We start from the raw sequence: 17,714 nt of genomic DNA, 5'->3' as shown, positions 1-17,714 counted from the left end.
GCATCGACCACCGCGTGCGACACCGAAGGATGTTGCAGCAGTATGGTTTCGATCTCACCCGGTTCGACGCGATGCCCGCGGATCTTCACCTGATCATCGACTCGGCCGAGGAACTCGAGCACACCGGCGCGCGTCCACCGCACCAGATCCCCCGTGCGATACAGCCGGGCACCGGTCGCACCGAACGGATCGGCGACGAATCGCGCGGCCGTCAGCGCGGCACGATCGTGATAGCCGCGCGCCAATTGCGAACCGGCCACGTACAACTCACCCGGAACACCTATCGGCACCGGCTGCAACCACCCGTCCAGCACGAAAAGTCGTGTATTGCCGACCGGCTCGCCGATCGGTACCGCACCCTCGCCTTGCGCTACCGGGAACGCCGCCGCCAGAACCGTTGCCTCGGTCGGTCCGTAACCGTTGATGATCTGCACGTCAGGGATGAGCGCACGGGTGCGTTCCGCTACCGAGCGAGTCAGCGGCTCCCCGGCGAACACCACGACATCAGCGGCAATCTTCACCTCAGCCAGATTCAGCACCTCGACGAATGCCGAAGGCACCGTACTGATTACGCCGCCCGTCCACGAACCCCGCTCAGCGAGCACCAGGACGTCGCGGACCACCTCCACGCTGCCGCCACTGGCCAAGACGGCGAAGATCTCCAGTACCGATACGTCGAAAGCCGCCGAGGTACTGGCCAATACGCGGGACGCGCTGCCCGCGCCCAGCAGAGCCGCCATCCCGGCGATACTGCTGACCACGTTATGGTGCGTAACGGCAACACCTTTGGGAACCCCGGTGGACCCGGAGGTGTAGATCAGATACGCCAGATTCTCCGGCCGCAGCGGGGCACTGCGATCGGTGTCAGTCGGATCCTCTGCCGCGTAGGCGTTATAGGTCTCGTCCAGGATCAGGCTCGGCGCCGCCGTGGCGGGCAACAGCTGCACGGTGGCGCGGTCGGTCACCACCGCCACCGGTGCGGCGTCGGCGAGCATGAACGCCAGCCGATCCGACGGATAGCCCGGATCCACCGGCAAGTACGCACCACCGGCTTTCAGCACCGCCAGCAGCGCGACGATCAAATCTGCCGAGCGCGCGAGAGCGACCGCTACGACACTGTCGGGAGCCACGCCCTGCGCGATCAAAGCACGCGCCAACCTGTTCGCCCGGCCATGCAGCTCGCGGTAGGTCAGCTCGATCTCCTCGCACACCACCGCCACCGCATCGCCCGACTCGCGCATCCGCGTCTCCAGCAGATCCACCAGCGTGGCCCCGGCGTCGACCTCGACCGCGGCGTCGGGCCGAGCCTGCAACACCAGCGACCGCTCGGACGCAGTCAGCACATCCACCGACCAGACCGCCGTGTCCGGATCGGTCGCCAGCAGATCCAGCACTCGCACGAACCGCGCCACCATCGCTTCGATGGTGTCCCGATCGAACAGATCGGTGGCGTACTCGACGAACCCGGCCCACCCGGGAGCGCCGGGTGCGTCCGAGATGTTGAAGAACAGGTCGAAGCGGGCTGTGCCGGTGGGGATCTCGATCCCTTCGACCCGCGCGTGCGGCAACCGCAGCTCCGGCAACTCGTTGTTCTGGAAGCCGAGCGAGACCTGGAACAGCGGATGATGCGCGGGTGACCGGACCGGGTTCAGCAACTCCACGAGCAGCTCGAACGGTACGTCCTGGTTCTCGTAGGCGTGCAACGCCTTTCCGCGGACCTGCTCGACCAGTTCGGCGAACGACAGTCGCGGGGTGACGGTGGTGCGCAGCACCCAGGTGTTGACGAAGAACCCGATCAGATCGGACAGCGCCGCATCGGTACGACCGGCGATGGGTGTGCCGATCGGGATGTCCTCGCCCGCACCGAGCCGATGCAGCAGCACGCTCAAGCCGGCTTGCAGCACCATCGACACCGTCGCGCCGTGCCGGCGAGCCAGCTGCTCGACCAGCATCCGGGTCCGGGCGTCGATCGACAGCGGGACCGTGTCACCACGGTAGGAGGCGATACGCGGCCGGGGCCGGTCGGTCGGCAGCTGCACCTGTTCGGGAATGCCCGCCAGCTCCACGCGCCAGTACGCCGATTGCCGCGACAAGAGGCTGTCCGGATCAGACGCCGACCCCAGCAGGCCGTGCTGCCACAACGCGTAATCCGCGTATTGCACCGGCAACGGCTGCCAGCCGGGCGCCGCGCCCCGCGACCGAGCGGTGTACGCCGTGACCAGATCCCGCGTCAGCGGCGCGAGCGACCAGCCGTCCCCAGCGATGTGGTGCACCAACAGCAGAACCACGAATTCGTCGGTCGCACAATGGAACACGGTGATCCGCACGGGGATCTCACCGGCCAGATCGAACCCGTACCCCGCAGCCCGCACCAGCGCCGCCCGCAGATCCGCCGCGTCGATGTGCTCGACCGACACCGGCACCACGATGTCCTCGATCGGCACGATCTGCTGGACCGGCACACCGGCCACGTCCGGGAACACCGTGCGCAACGCCTCGTGCCGCGCGACCACGTCGGCCACCGCGGCCCGCAACGCCGGCACATCCAGTACACCGGTCAACCGCAGTGCGCTCGGCATGTTGTAGGTCGCCGACCGCCCCTCCAGCTGATGCAGGAACCACAACCGCTGCTGCGCGAACGACAACGGCACCTGTGCGGGCCGCCGCACCGCCACCACCGCGGGACGTACGGGCGCACCATCGTCGAGCCGCGGCACCAGTGCGGCGACCGTGGGAACCTCGAAGAGCTGCCGAATCGGCACCTCGACCCCGAGTACCGTCCGGATCCGGCTGACCAATCGGGTCGCCAGCAGCGAATGCCCGCCCAGATCGAAGAAGTTGTCATCGATGCCCACCTGCGCGAGGCCTAGCACCTCGGCGAACAGCTGCGCCAGCGCCTGTTCGCGTTCGTCGCGCGGGGCCCGATACTCGGCCGTCGATACGAATTCCGGATCCGGCAGCGCCCGCCGATCCAGCTTGCCGCTCGCGGTCAACGGCACCGCGTCCAGCAGCACTACCACCGCCGGAACCATGAACTCCGGCAACCGATCCCCCACGAACCGGCGAACATCGGCGATCAGCAGACCGGCCCGCGGATTGTTGGCGTATCGGCCGGCATCCGGCACCGCCGTTGCCCGATAGACGTCGGTCAGGTGTTTGCCGTGCATGATCGAGGGATCGGCGAACACCACCTCCATACCGTCGGCCCGGTCCGCAGACCAGGTCACCGCGGTGCGTAAACCCAGCCGAGCACCCAGCCGGTACAGGTCTTCGGGCAGCATGGCGTCCGCCGGCCTTTCGCGACCGGGCAGGCCGTGCCCCGCAGGCACCGGCTGACCGGCTCGAATCCGTTGCGCGGCACTGACTTCTGCCACCAGCCCGGCGTGCGGAATGCCGATGACGCGAAGGCGGTCGACGGGTTCGGTCCGCAGTCGGTGTTCGACAGCGTCGAGGTCGGTGTACCGGACGCTCGGGGCGTCGGCGAACGAGACTGCCGGGGCTGGACTTCGGCGCAGCACGACGTCGTAGCGGTAGCGGGTCAACTCGTTGACGGCGAGTCCGCGTTTGAGTTCCACAGCGACCGCGCCGATTTCGGGGAGTCCCTCGGCCAGCGCGTGGAAGTACTCCGGGGCGAGCAGCAGTTCCTGCTCGGCGGAGATGGCTCTGCGCACCCGTGCACGGACGGCGGCGGGGTCGTCGCCACCGCCCTGCGCGAGTTGCACTGCGATGGTGAATTCCTCGAGCATCGTCAGATTACGGACGTCACCGACGAAAACGGCTCCGCCGGGCGCCAACAGCGGCAACACCTGCTCGATGACGCGGCGCAGATACTCCGGCCCCGGGAAGTACTGGACGACAGAGTTGAGGACGATGGTGTCGAAGTGGCCTTCGGGCAGTCCCGTGACATCGTCGGCGGCGCGAGCGCTCAGCACGACCCGCGCCCGCCACGGTTGCCCCGACTCGCGCAATTGCCGGTCCAGCGCCCGCACCGTCGCGCCCGACAGATCGGTCGCCCAGTACTCCTGGCTATCCGGCGCCAAGTGCGACAGCAACAGCCCGGATCCGACACCGATCTCGAGCACCCGCCCGATCCCCAGCTGCCGGATCCGGTCGACCGTCGTCGAACGCCATTCACGCATCTGCTCGAGCGCGATCGGTAACCCGGAATAGCTACTGTTCCACCCGCCGAAGTCCGCACCGAACTCCACCACGGTTGCCGCGGCGGTCTCCTGCTCGGCCCCGGCGTACAGGTCGTCGTATACCCGGCGCCACTGCTCGACGAGTTCCCCCTCGCCGGTCTCGTCGCCGGTGTGGTCGAGCACGACGTACCCGACCAGTTGTTTGCCGAAACCACCGCCTAGCTCCCGCGCGTCCACCACGGCTTGTGCCACCGAAGGATGCTGCACCAGAACGGATTCGACCTCGCCGGTCTCCACCCGGAAACCGCGAATCTTGACCTGATCATCGACCCGGCCGACGAACTCGAGCACACCGGAGCGAGTCCACCGCACCACATCACCGGTTCGATACAGCCGCTCGCCGGTCGCACCGAACGGATCGGCGACGAATCGGGTCGCCGTCAACCCCGGCCGATCGTGATACCCGCGCGCCAATTGCGCACCGGCAACATACAACTCACCGGGAACACCGGCGGGTACCGGCTGTAACAAGCCGTCCAGCACGAACACTCGCGTGTTGCCCACCGGCGCTCCGATCGGCACCGCGCCGGGGACATCCGCGTCCGGCAACCCGAAAACAGCCGCCAGCACTGTTGTTTCGGTAGGCCCGTACCCGTTGACGATCCGGACGTCCGGGATCAGTGCGCGCGTGCGCTCGACCACCGGCGCGGTCAGCGGTTCGCCGGCGAAGACGACGGTGCCTGCGGTGATCGTGGTGTCGGTGTGGTTCAGCACTTCCACGAACGCGGAGGGCACAGTGCTGATGACGCCGCCTGCCCACCCGCCCCGCTCGGCCAGCACCAAAACGTCGCGCACTACTTCCAGGCTGCCGCCGCCGGCCAAGACCGCGAAGATCTCCAGCACCGAGACGTCGAAGGCGGTCGAGGTACTGGCCAGCACCCGAGACGACGTCAATTCGCCGATCGCCGCGACGATGCCAGCGATACTGCTGACCACGTTATGGTGCGTGACAGCAACACCTTTGGGGATCCCGGTGGATCCGGAGGTGTAGATCAGGTAGGCCAGGTTCGCCGACCGTAGCCGCGCACGCCGATCGGCAACGGTGAGATCGCCTGTCGCGGAGGCGTTGTACGTGTCGGGTTCGTCCAAGAACAGTGCGGGCACGGCGGTCTCGGGCAACAGCTCGACGGTGGCGTGGTCGGTCACCACCACCACCGGTGCGGCGTCGGCGAACATGAACGCCGACCGCTCCGCCGGATAGTTCGGATCCACCGGCAGATACGCGCCACCTGCCTTGAGGACCGCCAGCAAGGCCACGATCAACTCCGCCGAGCGTGGCAGCGCCACCGCGACAGCGCTGTCGGGGCGCACCCCACGCGCGATCAACGCCCGCGCCAGCACATCGACTCGAGCGTGCAGTGCACCGTAGGTCAGCTCAACGCCGTCGAACACGACGGCCACGGCACCCGGCGACACTCGCATCCGAGACTCCAGCAGCTCGACCACCGTGGCCGCGGCATCGACCTCGACCTCGGTGTCGTTCCAGGCGTGCAGGATTCGGCGGCGCTCGGCCGCGTCGAGCACGTCCACCGCCCCGGCCGTGACAGCCGGATCGGCGGCGAGCTGACCCAGCACCCGCCCGAATCGGGCCACCATCGACTCGACGGTTTCCCGGTCGAACAGGTCGTTCGCGTACTCGACGAACCCGCTCCACCCGGCGGTCCCCGGTGCGTCCGCGAGACTGAACAGCAGGTCGAACCGGGACGTGCCCGTCGGGACCGCGACACTCTCGATCCGCGGTTCGGAGACCCGCAGATCCGGCAATTCGTTGTTCTGGAAGGCGAACGACACCTGGAACAGCGGATGATGCGCGGGCGACCGCACCGGATGCAGCAGCTCCACCAGCAGCTCGAACGGCACATCCTGGTTCTCGTAGGCCGCCAGCGCCTTTCCCCGAACCTGATGCAGCAGTTCGGTGAAAGACAGGTGCGGGGTCACCGCGGTGCGCAGCACCCAGGTGTTGACGAAGAACCCGATCAGATCGGAGAGCGCCGCATCGGTGCGACCGGCGATGGGTGTGCCGATCGGGATGTCCTCGCCTGCGCCGAGCCGGTGCAGCAGCACACTCAGCGCGGCCTGCAACACCATCGAGGGCGTGGCGTCTTCCCGGCGCGCCAGCCGTTCCACCAGGGTGCGAGTCCTGGCATCGATCTGCAATGCCACCATGTCGCCGCGATAGGAAGCAACCGGTGGACGCGGCCGATCCGTCGGCAACCGCAATACCGCAGGCAAGCCCGCCAATTCGCTACGCCAGTAGTCGAACTGCCGGGAGATCAGCGACTCCGGATCCTGCCGGTCGCCGAGCAGCTGCTGTTGCCACAGCGTGTAATCCACGTACTGCACCGGCAGCGGGGCCCAGTCCGGAGCCGAGCCCCGCGATCGAGCGGCGTAGGCGGTCACCAGATCCCGGAACAGCGGCGCCAGCGACCAGCCGTCCCCGGCGATATGGTGCACCAGCAGAGACATGACGAATTCTCCGGGTGCGCAACGGAATACACGCACCCGCACCGGAATCTCCGAGGCCAGGTCGAATCCGTACCGCGCCGCCTGCACCAGCGCCGCCGGCACCTCCGCCGCATCGATGTCGTCGACCGACACCGGTACCGCGACCTGGTCGGCCGCGAGCACCTGCTGCACCGGCACACCGTCGATCTCGGTGAACACCGTGCGCAAGCTCTCGTGGCGCGCCACCAAGTCCGCGACCGCGGCGGTCAACGCGGCCACATCCACCGTGCCCGACAGCCGCACACCCATCGGCATGTTGTAAGTCGCCGACGGCCCCTCGTACCGATACAGGAACCACAACCGCTGCTGCGCGAACGACAACGGCACCCGCTCGGGACGTGGCACCGCCACCACGGCGGGCCGCAGCCGGACCTCGCGATCGAGCTGTCCGGTCAGCTCCGCCGGTGTCGGCGCCTCGAACACGACCCGAATCGGCACCTCGACGCCGAGCACCGCCCGAACCCGGCTCACCAGTCGAGTCGCCAGCAGCGAATGCCCGCCCAGGTCGAAGAAGTTGTCATCGATACCGACCCGCGCCACCCCGAGCACCTCGGCGTACAGATCCACCAGGGCGTGTTCCTGTTCGGTGCGCGGCGCCCGGTACACGACGGTGGATACGAACTCCGGATCCGGCAGTGCCGCCCGATCCACCTTCCCGCTGGCCGTCAACGGGAGCTGCTCGATGACCACCACCGCGGCCGGAACCATGAACTCCGGCAACCGATCCGCCACGAACCGCCGCAGCTCGGCCGGATCCGTACCGTCGGCGTGGTCGAGCAGCACATACGCGACCAGCCGCTTATCCGAGCCGACGGCCGGCTCACGGGCATCGACCACCGCCTGCGACACCCCTGGATGCGACAGCAGCACAGTTTCGATCTCGCCCGGCTCGACTCGATGCCCGCGGATCTTCACCTGATCATCGGCCCGGCCCACGAACTCCAGCACACCCGACGATGTCCACCGCGCCAGATCACCGGTGCGATACAGGCGCTCGCCGGCCGTGCCGAACGGATCGGCCACGAACCGCGCCGCCGTCAATCCCGGTCGATCGTGATACCCGCGCGCCAATTGCGCACCGGCGACATACAACTCACCGGCCACTCCCGCTGGCACCGGGCACAACCCCGAATCCAGCACGTAGGCCCGCAGATTCGCCAGTGGCGCGCCGATCGGCACCGACTCGTGCAGGGCGACACCGGAAGCCACGGCGGAGGTCGCGAAGACCGTGGTTTCGGTCGGCCCGTACCCGTTGACGACCTCGATACCCGGGCCGATGGCGCGCAGCGCGTGCACGGCCGCGGCGGAAAGCACTGCGCCACCGGTGATCAGATGCTGCGCAGTTTCAAAGGGGTTGCCGCGCAAGGGTCGCGCGGACTCCACCAGCAAGGGCAGCAGAGCCGGGGTCGCGAACATACGTGTCACGCGCTCGGCCTGGATCAAGCGCAGTATCTCCGCGGCGTCCGAACGATGCTGCCCGGCAAGGACCAACGTGCTACCGCAGGCCAAGGTCGGCCAGATCTCGTAGGTGGAGCCGTCGAACGCCACCGTCGAATGCACCAGGGTCCGAGCACCAGACCCGGACGACCACGCTTGGCGGCACAGATTCACCACATTGCGGTGCGTGATGACGACGCCTTTGGGGGTGCCGGTGGATCCGGAGGTGTACATGAGATACGCCGAGTTCCCGGGGCGCAGCGGCGCCCGCCGATCGGCGTCGGTGAGATCGGTTGCCGTGCCGGAACTGTAGGTGCCGGGTTCGTCCACGAACAGACGTGGCACCGGAGTATCGGGAAGCAGATCGGCCGTCGCACGGTCGGTGACCACCACGACCGGCGCGGCATCGGTGAACATGAACGCCAACCGCTGCGACGGGTAGCTCGGATCCACCGGCAAGTACGCGCCACCGGCCTTCAGCACCGCCAGCAACGTGACAATCAACTCCGGCGACCGCGCGAGCGCCACCGCCACCACCCGGTCCGGACCCACGCCGCGGGCGATCAGCGTCCGCGCCAGCACGTTCGCCTGAGCATGCAGCTCTTGGTGGGTGAGCTCGGCACCCTCGAACACCACGGCCACCGCATCGGCGCGCGCCGGGGTTTCCAGCAGGCTCACCAGCGTAGCCCCGGCCGCCAGCTCGATCGCATTGTCGTTCCAGGCGTGCAGGATCCGTCGGCGCTCGGACTCGTCGAGCACCTCGACCGGCCCGACCGTGCGGTCGGGGTCAGCCACCAGCAGATGCAGCAACCGGACGAACCGCGCCACTATCGACTCGACGGTCCCCCGATCGAACAGGTCCGTCGCATACTCCACGACGCCGGTGAACCCGGCTCCACCCGGTAGCGCGTCGCCACGGTCGTCCGCCCCGAGGGTGAACCCCAGGTCGAATCGAGCGGTGTCCGGTGCGACGAAGAATGGCGTGACCTCGAGGCCGGGGAGAGCAACGGTCGGCAGTGCGTTGTTCTGGAAGGCCAGTGCGACTTGGAACAGCGGATGATGGGCAGGCGACCGCACCGGGTTCAACAGCTCGACCAGCAACTCGAACGGCGAATCTTGATTCTCGTAGGCCGCCAGCGCTTTCCGTTTCACCTGAGCCAAGACCTCGGTGAACGAGGCGGTCGGCGTCAGGGTGGTACGCAGTACCCAGGTGTTGACGAAGAACCCGACCAGATCCGACAACGCCTCATCGGTACGACCGGCGATCGGCGAGCCGATCGGAATATCCTGCCCCGCACCCAACTTCGACAGCAACACCGCCAACCCGGCCTGCAACACCATCGACACCGTGGTGTCCTCCCGGCGCGCCAGCTGCTCGACCAGCCCCCGGGTCCAGGCATCGATGCGCAACGGCACCGTGTCGCCACGGTAGGAGGCGACCCGAGGTCGAGGCCGATCGGTCGGCAACTGCACCTGTTCGGGAATTCCCGCCAGTTCCCCGCGCCAGTACGCCAGCTGCCGCGACAGCAGACTGCCGGGATCGCACTCCGAGCCGAGCAACTCTTGTTGCCACAGCGTGTAATCCACGTACTGCACCGGCAACGGTTGCCACGCCGGCGCTGCCTCCCGCGACCGAGCGGCGTACGCGCACACCAGATCCCGGATCAGCGGCGCCAGCGACCAGCCGTCCCCGGCGATATGGTGCACCACCAGCAGCAAGACGTATTCCGCAGGCCCGCAGCGGAATACGGTGACCCGCACCGGAATCTCGGCGGCCAGGTCGAACCCGTATCGCGACGCCTCGGCCGCCCGCGTCCCGAGCTCGCCGCTCGCTACCTCCGACACCAGCACCGGCACCGCGGCGGCGTCGATATCGAGTACCTGCTGCACCGGGACCCCGTCGATCTCGGTGAACACCGTGCGCAGACTCTCGTGCCGCGCCACCACGTCCTGGACCGCCGCGGTCAACGCGCGCACATCCAGCGCACCGGACAACCGCACACCCATGGGCATGTTGTAGGTCGCCGACGGCCCCTCGTACCGGTACAGGAACCACAACCGCCGCTGGGCGAACGACAACGGCACCTGCTCCGGACGCGGCCGCGAAACGAGCGCGGGCCGCACCCGCGCGCCGTCGTCCAGCCGGGTCACCAGCGCCGCCACGGTGGGCGCCTCGAACACCATCCGGATCGGCACCTCGACGCCGAGCACGCCGCGGACCCGGCTGATCAACCGGGTCGCCAGCAACGAATGCCCGCCGAGGTCGAAGAAGTTGTCATCGATACCGACCCGCGCCAGGTCGAGCACCTCACCGAACAACTGCGCCAGCAGCTGCTCGCGGTCGTCCCGCGGGGCCCGGTACTCAGCCGTCGATACGAACTCCGGATCCGGCAGCGCTCGCCGATCCACCTTCCCGCTGACCAGCAACGGGAACCGCTCTACGACCACCACCGCGGCGGGAATCATGAACTCCGGCAACCGATCCGCCACGAACCGCCGCAGACCTGCCGCGTCGATGGCGTCGTCACGAACAGCGCTGTCGAGCACTACATAACCCACCAGCTGCTTGCCAGCGCCGCCGGCCAGTTCGCGCGCATCGACCAGCACCCGTGCCACCGCGGGATGAGCGGCCAGTACCGCCTCGACCTCACCCGGCTCGACCCGATGCCCACGGATCTTCACCTGATCGTCGGCCCGGCCCACGAATTCGAGCAGCCCGGCCCGAGTCCACCGCGCCACGTCACCGGTCCAATACAACCGCTCGCCCGGCGCACCGAACGGGTCGGCGACGAACCGCGACGCCGTCAGACCCGGCCGGCCGTGATACCCCCGCGCCAACTGCGCGCCGGCCACATACAGCGCCCCGGGCACCCCGACCGGCACCGGCCGCAACCAGCCGTCCAGTACGAACACGCGCGAATTGGCCACCGGTACCCCGATCGGCACCGAGCCGTCGAGCCGGCGTTCGCTGTTCGCCGCGTACTCGGTGCAGAACACCGTGGTCTCGGTCGGCCCGTATACCTGCACAACCGTCGTCGCCGGGGCCGAGCGGGTCGCTCGATCGAACACCTCGGCGGCGACCGCTTCACCGCCGGTCCTGATGTGCCCGAGTGCCGCGATCGTATCGAGGGAGTGGTCGACGAGGGCCTCGAACAACCGCGGGGTGAAGATCGCGGAGGTCACCCGCCGGTCGCGTATCAACTTGCTGAGACCGGCCACATCGCTGCGACCGGGGGGCGCGATCACCAGGTGCCCACCCAGTACCAGCGGCTGCCACATCTCGAAGCCCGACGAGTCGAAAGCGATGGACGCCTGGAACAGCGTGGTGGTCCGCGCACCGAGCTGCCGGTCCGGTCTGGTCAGGAACGCCACGATGTTGTGCTGGGTGACGGCAACACCTTTGGGGGTTCCGGTGGATCCGGACGTGTAGATCAGATACGCCAGATTGCCCGGCCGCAGCGGCGCACGTCGATCGGCATCGGTGAGATCGCCTGCCGCATAAGCGTTGTAGGTGTCGGGTTCGTCCATGAACAGCCGGGACACCACGGTATCGGGCAATACGTCAGCGGTGGCGTGGTCGGTCACCACCACGACCGGTGCGGCATCGGCCAGCATGAACGCCAACCGCTCCGCCGGATAACCCGGATCCACCGGCAGATACGCACCACCGGCTTTGAGCACCGCCAGCAGTGCCACGACCAACTCCGGCGACCGGGAAAGTGCCACCGCCACAATACGATCCGGTCCCACCCCACGCGCGGCCAAGGCCCGCGCCAGCACATTCGCGCGAGCATGCAACTCGCGGTAGGACAGCTCGGCGTCCTCGAACACCATCGCCACCGCGTCGCCGGACACGCGCGCCCGCGCCTCCAGCAGGCGCACCAAGGTGGCCTCGGCGTCCTCGGCTACCGAGGTGTCGTTCCAGGCGTGCAGCACCCGGTGCCGCTCGGCCGCGTCCAGCGCGTCCACCGACCCGACCGGGGCGGCCGGATCGGTCGCCAGCAGTTCCAGCACCCGCACGAACCGTGCCGCCATGGCCTGCACCGTTTCCCGGTCGAACAGGTCCGTCGCGTATTCGACGAACCCGGTCCACCCCGCGGTGCCCGGTGTGTCGGCGAGGCTGAAGAACAGGTCGAATCGGGAGGTGCCGGTGGATACGAAGGCAGGGGTCGTCGCGGCACCGCCGAGATCCAGGGTCGGCCAGGTGTTGTTCTGGAAGGCGAGGCCGACCTGGAACAGCGGGTGATGAGCCGCCGAACGCGCCGGGTTCAACAGCTCGACCAGCAGCTCGAAGGGCAGCTCTTGATTGGCGTACGCGGCAAGGGCTTTGCCGCGCACCTGGCTCAGCACGTCGTCGAACGAGGCCGCCGGTTCGACCGTGGCCCGCAGGACCCAGCTGTTGATGAAGCAGCCGACCAGCTCGTCGAGCGCGTCATCGGTCCGGCCCGCGATCGCCGAGCCGATCGAGATGTCCTCGCCCGCACCGAGTTTGAACAGCAACACCGCCAAGGCCGCCTGCAGCACCATCGACGGCGTCGCACCTGCCGCACGGGCCAGTTCCGCCACCTGGCGCCGCGCCTGCGCGTCGATGACGAGCTCGACGGCGTCACCGCGATAGGACAGCGCCCGTGGGCGCGGCCGGTCGGTGGGCAGTTGGGTCAACTCCGGTAGACCGGCCAGTTCCGAACGCCAGTAATCGAATTGGGCGGCGGCGATACTCGCGGGATCGGCGGGGTCGCCCAGGTATTCGCGCTGCCACAGCGTGTAGTCGATGTATTGCACGGGTAGCGGTGGCCACCCCGGTGCGTGTCCGCTGTGCCGGGCCCGGTAGGCGGTGCCGAGATCGCGCAGCAGCGGCGCCAGCGACCAGCCGTCACCGGCGATGTGATGCAGCACCAACACCAGCACCTGGCTGTGCACCGACGACGTGGCGGTGTCGTGGCAGCGCAGCAGCGTGGCGCGCAGCGGGAGGTCGGCGGACAGGTCGAACTCGTAGCGCACGGCCTCGGCGACCGTGGCGTCCAGCGCATCGGCGGGAATATCGGCCACCGACAGCGGCGGGGCGATCGCGTCGACCTCCAGAACCTGCTGCGCGGCAACACCGTCGGTCTCGGTGAGGACGGTGCGCAGGCTTTCGTGCCTGGCGAGCAGATCGCCGATCGCGGCCGTCAGCGCGGCGGCGTCCACCTCGCCGGACAAGCGCAGTACCAGCGGGATGTTGTAGACGGTCGATGGTCCCTCGAGCTGGTGGATGAACCACAGTCGCTGCTGCGCGAACGACAACGGCACCTGTCGCGGGCGCTGCGCCCGGCGCAGCCGTGCGCGAACCGACTGTGCCCGAACGAGTTCCGGGGCCAGCCCGGCGACCGTCGCACTGTCGAACACCGTCCGAATCGGTATCTCGACACCCAGCTCGGCGCGAATCCGGCTCACCAACCGGGTAGCCAGCAACGAATGCCCACCCAGCTCGAAGAACGAGTCGTCGATGCCGACCCGGCCTACGCCGAGCACCTCGGCGAACAACCCGGCCAAGAACTCCTCCCGCTCGTCGCGCGGACCGCGGTAACGTCCGGCGGTCGCGAACTGCGGATCCGGCAGGGCCTGCCGGTCCAGCTTCCCGTTGGGCGTCAACGGAAAACGATCGACGATCAGCACCGCGGCGGGCACCATGAACTCCGGCAGCCGGTCGGCGACGTGCCGGCGCAGGTCGGCGGCGAGCAGCCCGTTGTCCGGGGCGTTGGCGTAGCGGCTCGCTTCGCGCACCGGGCCGTCCGGCAGGTACACGTCGGTGAGCGGTCTGTCGCCGAGCACCGACTCGTCGATGAATACGACCTCCATGCAATCGGGCTGTGCCGACCAGGTCGCCGCGGCGACGAAGCCGTGCCGAGTGCCGAGGACGTGAAAGTCCGCGGGTGACAACCCTTCCCGGTCGCGTGGCACACCGGCGATCCGCACACAGCCGCCGCGATGGGCGTCCAGCGGCAGCTCCAGCAGCCGATCCGCACCGTGGTCACCGAACTCGAGCCGCGGCACGTCGCGCACCGACAACGGTTGTGCGGGAACCTTTCTCAGCACCACGTCGTAGCGGTACCTGGTCAGCTCGTTGACCGCACGCCCCCGCTTGCGCTGCACATCGACCGACCCGATGTCCGCGTGCGCACCGGCCACCGTGACGAAATATTCTGGGGCCAGCAGCAATTCCTGCTCACTCCAGCGGCCGCCGCGCGCGGCCGCCACTTCGCCGCTGAACTCTTCGAGCAAGGTCAGATTCCGAATATCACCCAGGAACAGCGCGCCGCCCGGGGCGAGCAGCGCCATGGCGGCGTCGATCACGCGCCGCAGATAGCCGGGACTCGGGAAGTACTGCACGACCGAGTTCACGATGACGGTGTCGAAATAGGCCGGGGCCAGGTCGTCGATCGCGTCCGCGGCGCGCGCGTCCAACCGCACCCGCGCGGTCCACGGCGCGTCCAGCGCACGCAATCGCGACAGCAGCACCTCGATGGTGGCCCGCGACAGGTCGACACCCCAGTACTCCACGCAGTCCGGCGCCAGTTGCGACAGCAGCAACCCGGATCCGACGCCGATCTCGAGCACCCGCTGCGGATGCAGGGCCCGGATCCGGTCGACCGTGGCGTCGCGCCATTCCCGCATCTCGTCGAGCGGGATCGGCAGGCCGGTGTAGCTGCTGTGCCAGCCGCTGAAATCCTCGCCGAACTCGAAACTGTCCGGGCCCGAGTACAAGTCGTCGTATACCCGCTGCCACTGGTTGACCAGATCGGCTTCGGCAGGACCGGCCCGGTGGGCCGAATCGTCGATGGTGACGTAGCCGATCAGCTGTTTCCCGGCGTCGGTCGCGCTTTCCCTGGCGATCACCACCGCCTGCGACACCGCGGGATGCGTCGCCAGCGCCGCCGCGACCTCGCCGGGCTCCACCCGGAAGCCGCGGATCTTGACCTGGTCGTCGCCGCGGCCCAGGTATTCGAGTGCGCCGTCGCCGGTCCACCGCACCACGTCGCCCGTGCGATACAGCCGCGCACCGGCCGCACCGAACGGGTCGGCCACGAACCGCGACGCCGTCGTTCCCGCGCGCCCCAGATATCCGCGCGCCAATTGCGCACCGGCGACATACAACTCGCCCGCAACGCCCACCGGCACCGGACGCAACCAGCCGTCCAGCACGAACACCCGCAGGCCCGCCAACGGAGCACCGATCGGACTGGCGGTCGAAGTCGAGTGCCGCGCGGCCAGCTCGACATGGGTGACGTGCACGGTCGTCTCGGTGATCCCGTACATGTTGATCAGCGCCGGAGCAGCCGAATCCGCCCAGAAGGCGTGCCATTCGGTGAGCCGCGTCGGATCGAGGGCTTCGCCGCCGAAGACGACCAAACGCAGCCGTACGTCCGCCGGACCGCCGGTGGGCAGGGCGGCGGTCAGCGCGTAGAAGGCGGACGGCGTCTGGTTGAGAATCGTGACCTGTGCTGCGATCAGGTGTTTCCACAGTTCGACGGGCGACCTGGTGTGCTCGCGGGACAGCACCACCAGCCGGCAACCGTGAGTGAGTGCGCCCCAGATCTCCCACACCGAGAAGTCGAAGGCCTGCGAGTGACACCACGCCCACACGTCGTCGTGGTCGAAAGCGCACCAGGGGTCGGTGGCCGAGAACAATGCGGCGACGTTGCCATGGGTGACGGTGACACCCTTGGGTGTTCCGGTAGACCCGGACGTGTAGATGACGTACGCCGGATGCGACGGGTGCAGCGGAGCTCTACGGTCCGTCGCACTGATCGGCGAATCATGCAGTGCCGCAAGCATGCCGGCTGTTTCCTCGGCATCGGTGATCAGCGCCTGCGGCGCGGCGTCGCCCGCGATCGTGGCGGCCAGCGCACTGTCGGTGATAACCAGGACCGGCGCGGCATCGGCCAGCATGAAGCCGATGCGGTCCGGCGAGTAGGCCGGGTCGATCGGCAGATAAGCGCCGCCCGCCTTCAGCACCGCGAGCAACACGATGATCAGCTCGCTCGATCGCGGCAACGCCACCGCCACCAGCGATTCCGGGCCTACTCCACGCTCGATCAGCGCACGGGCCAGCCGGTTCGCCCGCCCGTGCACGGCACGGTAGGTCAGCTGGTCCGGACCCGACACCAGCGCCACCGCGTCCGGGGTGGCCGCCGCCTGCCGCTCGAGCAGGTCGAGCAGCGTCGCCTCGGGGCGGGGGTGTTCGAGTACCGCACCGCCCCATCCGAGAATTCGGGCGCGCTCGGCCTCGTCGAGCAGCGGCACCGCACCGATCGGCGCGGCGGGATCCACCGCCGCCCGGTCCAGGTACGCCAGGATCGTATGCAGGAACAAGTCGAGATCGTCGCCGGTGTAGTACCGCGAATTGGCTTCGATGGTCACGAAGCCATCGGCGGACAGCCCGGACGGATACTGGAAGAAGATCGACAGGTCACCGACGATGCCGGTCGACCCGATGCGCGGGGCCGCGGAGCCGACGGACGGCAGCATCTTGTCGGGATACGAGATGACATTCACCGAGGGCCCGAACGGATTTCGGCCGCTGTCGGGCAGACCGCGATCGCGACGGATGTTCGTCAGACCGTAGCGGGAATGACGGCGCGCGGCACCGAGACCCGCTTGGATCTGCGCGGCGACCGTGGCGAGCGAAGCACCGGAACTCAGCTCGACCGAGACCGGGACCGAGTCGGCCAGCAAGCAGGGCGTATTCTTCACGGCCCCACGGCGATTCGAGACCGGCACCTGGAGACAGAATCGGTTCCGGTGCGCCAGCGACCAGGACAGTGCGGCACCCGTGGCGACGAGCAGGCAGGGCAGCGCCAAGCGCTGCGCATACGCCGTCTTGGCGAGTTGTTCCAGCAGATGGGCCGGGATAGCGACCGTCCTGGAAAGCCAGGTTCCCGGCGCGGCCGGATCACCGTTGCCCGGCAACACCAGCGGCTCGACCACGTCGGGCAGGTACTCGGTCCAGTAGTCCCGCGACTTGCTGCGCAGCACGGCGTCGAAACCGCGCTCGTGCTCGAGAATCTCTTGCTGACCGGCGAACTCGCTGGGCGGGATCGGTGCGCCGGACACCATGGCCGCGTAGACGTCCAGCACCCGCTGTGCCCAGATCATGACGCTGAAGCCGTCCATGATCAGGTGGTGGAAGGAGGCGTAGAGGTAGTGCCGACCGGTATCGAGCCGCAGGACGTGCGCCCGCAGCAGCCGATCGCATTCCGGATCGAAAGCCACGGCCGACTCGGTCGCCATGAACGCCGCGGCGGCGCGCTCGGCATCGGCGTGCTGCGCGAAGTCGTGGTAGCCGATGGCCAATTCGTCGCCGTCGCGGTCCGCGAACCAGACCTGATCACCGTCGCGCAGCACATTCACGCGCAGGGTCCGCGACTCGCGCCAGACCTGGCGCAGGGCGTCGTAGAGGACCGTCAGGTCGATCTCGGCCGTCAGGTCGACGTAGCCGAACTGGCTGCCGACCAGGCCGCGATCCAGGTCCTGGGCGAGCAGCAGTTCGCGCTGGGCTGCGGTCAGTTCGAACCGGGAACGGTCACGGCGCAT

General features: G+C 68.4%; 1 protein-coding gene (only partly in view). It reads right to left on the bottom strand.

The window, feature by feature from the left end; genetic code table 11:
- Positions 1-17,714: the 5' portion of a non-ribosomal peptide synthetase gene (locus DBO33_RS17360; protein ID WP_107655970.1), read on the bottom strand. The gene continues 508 nt to the left of window position 1, outside the view; the window shows 17,714 of its 18,222 coding nt (coding positions 1-17,714); the start codon lies at positions 17,712-17,714; its stop codon lies beyond the left edge, outside the window.

The sequence above is a fragment of the Nocardia suismassiliense genome, from assembly GCF_900269665.1.
Lineage (GTDB): Bacteria > Actinomycetota > Actinomycetes > Mycobacteriales > Mycobacteriaceae > Nocardia > Nocardia suismassiliense.
This window is presented reverse-complemented; position numbering and strand designations above follow the sequence as displayed.